The 3,052-nt window shown below is 34.1% G+C and carries 3 protein-coding genes; all 3 read right to left on the reverse strand.

Going from position 1 to position 3,052, the window contains the following annotated elements:
- Positions 1 to 814: 814 nt before the first annotated feature.
- The gene (locus RWO85_RS10085) at positions 815 to 1,462 is read right to left on the reverse strand and encodes an HNH endonuclease family protein (protein WP_314415709.1); all 648 of its coding nucleotides are present in this window, start codon (positions 1,460 to 1,462) and stop codon (positions 815 to 817) included.
- Positions 1,463 to 1,534: 72 nt separating this feature from the next.
- Complete coding sequence (locus RWO85_RS10090; RefSeq protein WP_314415713.1) at positions 1,535 to 1,816, reverse strand: hypothetical protein; 282 nt, start codon at positions 1,814 to 1,816, stop codon at positions 1,535 to 1,537.
- Between the two features lie 148 nt (positions 1,817 to 1,964).
- Positions 1,965 to 3,052, reverse strand: a 1,088-nt coding sequence (locus RWO85_RS10095; RefSeq protein WP_314415715.1) for an LPXTG cell wall anchor domain-containing protein, incomplete at its 5' end; no start/stop codon positions are given.

Consider the following 3,052-nt stretch of genomic DNA (forward strand, 5'->3'; position numbering starts at 1 on the left):
ATCACAGCTATCACAGCTATCACAGCTATCACAGCTATCACAGCTATCACAGCTATCACAGCTCAATTATACCATTTTTGACATAATTAAACAACTATAAACCCGTTTATCTCATCAAATAAAATTAAAAATTTTTAACATTCATAATATGTTATTATATTACTGAATTAAGAACAAAAAGCGATTCCTCCTCTACCTATAAAATAAATCCATCATCTCCTATCACATCAGTTGATTTATATTCATTGTAGCTCCTGGAATTTTTCTCGAGAATATCGAGTAAATATCAGGTAAAACGTATGCGTCCACCACAAAAGAGCAAGCCCTGCCCTGAAAAGAGATCTAATTCCAATTAGCTTTTAACTAAATAGACTAAGGAGTCTATTCTCTGCCACCTATATGTCTCGCCACAAACAAGGTAAACTTGACCTAAATCGCTTAGTTGAATCATCATAGTATAATACCTTTCCTCCGATAATTATTTTTATCTAATTTACCGGTAGTTTGGAAATTCTGATAGATTCCTTGTTATGACTTGGTTGCGCTTATTTTATAGCAAATGGTATATTAGGCAAAAAACTCAATTTCAGGAGAAAATGAAGTAAATCTTCCAACAATAAAACGCATAATATCAAGGTTCAACACCTGATACTATGCGTTCTTCTGATTTCCAAGACTTTTTCCCCAGCATCTTCATTGACTCTATACAATCTGCAAAGGTAAACCCTCACCAAATTGTATGAAAGATATGGATTTTATAAAAGATGAGAAAAGTTAAAATCTATAGGCAATTTAATGCCAATTAACACCGATTCTATCCTTGGGCATCTATAAATTCATGTAATTTATCTTGCAATAATTTTCCTCTATCTTTTATAAAGATATCATATATATATTTATTTATTTCCTTCTCTCGCTCACATATATCTTTTTTTGAAATATGCACTTTATCTATTTTAAATATATTATTAATTTTTAAATATTTTTCCTCACAAGTTAAACTTTCCTTCTTTTTAGCAAATGATCCATTACTAATCTCTTGATTTGTTTTTTTGGTTAACAAAGTCAGATTACCGATTCTATTTTTCAGCTTAGAATTTTTTTTATTAAATTTATTGAAGTACTGATTTTGAGGAACAATATGTTCGATTTCCCATATCGAATCTTCATTAAATTTATATTTTTTTAAAAGACTACTGATATCACTTTCAGAATCAAACAAAGAAAGACATATAAAAATGAATCTTGTAAACTTTCTATGCTTACTATAAAAATTGGAGATATTTGGAGAAACATAGTATTCATAGATAGTATAATGTCTTTTCACATAATTTATAAGATAATCAGCTAATTCATCAACATTTTCTAAACTAGGATTCTCTTCTTGATTTTTTCCTTTTAAATCTGCAATTATGCCTTTATCAAACATTAAGTTTAAATAATCATCATAATTATTTTTCATACTTACAGTGTCTCCCTTTCAAATTCTCTTTTACTTTTAGTGTATTAGCTCGGAAATCTTAACTAATAAATCCTATGATCTTGTATCTAAATAAATTTTCCAACCGCTATCTCTGATAATAATCGTATCATTTTCGAAATCCACAACTATTCTATCACTAAAACTTAATGGAGGATTATCTCCAAATCGCACTCTAAGGCTTTCTTCATCCCATCTTATCAATAAGGCACCATTGTAATATCTCACATTAACACGTCCTGTAGTCCTCCTATTATCACGTTCAAGCCTATAAATCCAATACCAACTTGTTCCGTTTATTTCACTCAAAATATCTCTTAATCTATATTCAACCATATCAAAATTTCTCCTTTACGTCTTTATTAAAGCGCTTACATTTATTCTAAAGAAAGGCGGATAGAAAGTAGCTTTTAAACTTCTTTCTATCCGTTACTTCCTCTAAGAATTAACACAACCCATTTTCAGTTCAATTTAATGACTCATCTTAATTGTTTCGTGTTTCTTCTTCATCGTCTTTCTTCTTTTTAGCAAATAGCAAACCAAATGCTCCAAGAAGAGAGAGAGCACCTAATGCACCTGTAGCACGATCTGCTTTCGTACCAGTATTTGGCAATACTGCTTGATTTTGAGAAGGAGCTACCTGAGCATCAACTGTTTGAGTTGGTTGTTCAGCCTGTTTGGTATCTGGCACAGTAGGTTTTTCTGTTTCAGGTTTACGTTCTGTGTTATCAGTTGGTACTCCAGGTGTTGGTTGTGGTGTGTTATCTCCACCTTGTTGTTCCCCATTACCTTCTGGTTTAGTTGGAGTAACTTTTCTGAAGACATGAGTTACAACATCACCTTCTTCATTAACATCTGTTCTTACAAATACGTAACCTTCAATTTCACCATGTTCAAATGCTTCATTCGCTTCACCTAATACTGCTGGAGCTTTCGCATCTGCTGGCTTCAATTCATTACCTTGTTCATCAATCCATTTAGTGATGATTAACTTAACTTTTGGTAATTCTACTGGATCTGGAAGTTCTCCATTTACTCCACCGTTGAATTCTGGTAATTCAACTGTTGGCGGATCTATTAAGTTCCCGTTTCCATCCACTCCGTTTGACGAGATTGGACCTGTGTATTCTGGGGTTTCTGTTTGAACTTCTGGTTCACCGTTTTTACTTGTTGGGCCATACGTTCTAGTCTCTGTAGGAGTGACCGTTCCTGTCTTAGGATCTACTTTGTACGTTGTCGTAGTAGTGACAGTTCGACCTTCAGGATCTGTAGTTGTTTCAACTTTTGGTTTTGTTCCTACTTTGATAACTGTGTCTGTTGGTTGTTTCGTACGAACTGGATCACCTACTGTTGGAGTAATCGCTCCTGTATTAGGATCCACTGTGTACGTTGTCGTGATCGTGTCTTCTCCAGGAGTTCCTTCTTCTCTAACTGGATCTGAATCTTTGTCACGACTTGTGTCACCTTCGTAACGGACTGGAGATGGGACAGGTCTTGTCTCAACTGTTGGCGCTTTGGTTGGGCCATACGTTCTAGTCTCTGTAGGAGTGACCGTTCCTGTCTTAGGATCTA

This window comes from uncultured Streptococcus sp. (genome assembly GCF_963521865.1).
Classification (GTDB): domain Bacteria; phylum Bacillota; class Bacilli; order Lactobacillales; family Streptococcaceae; genus Streptococcus.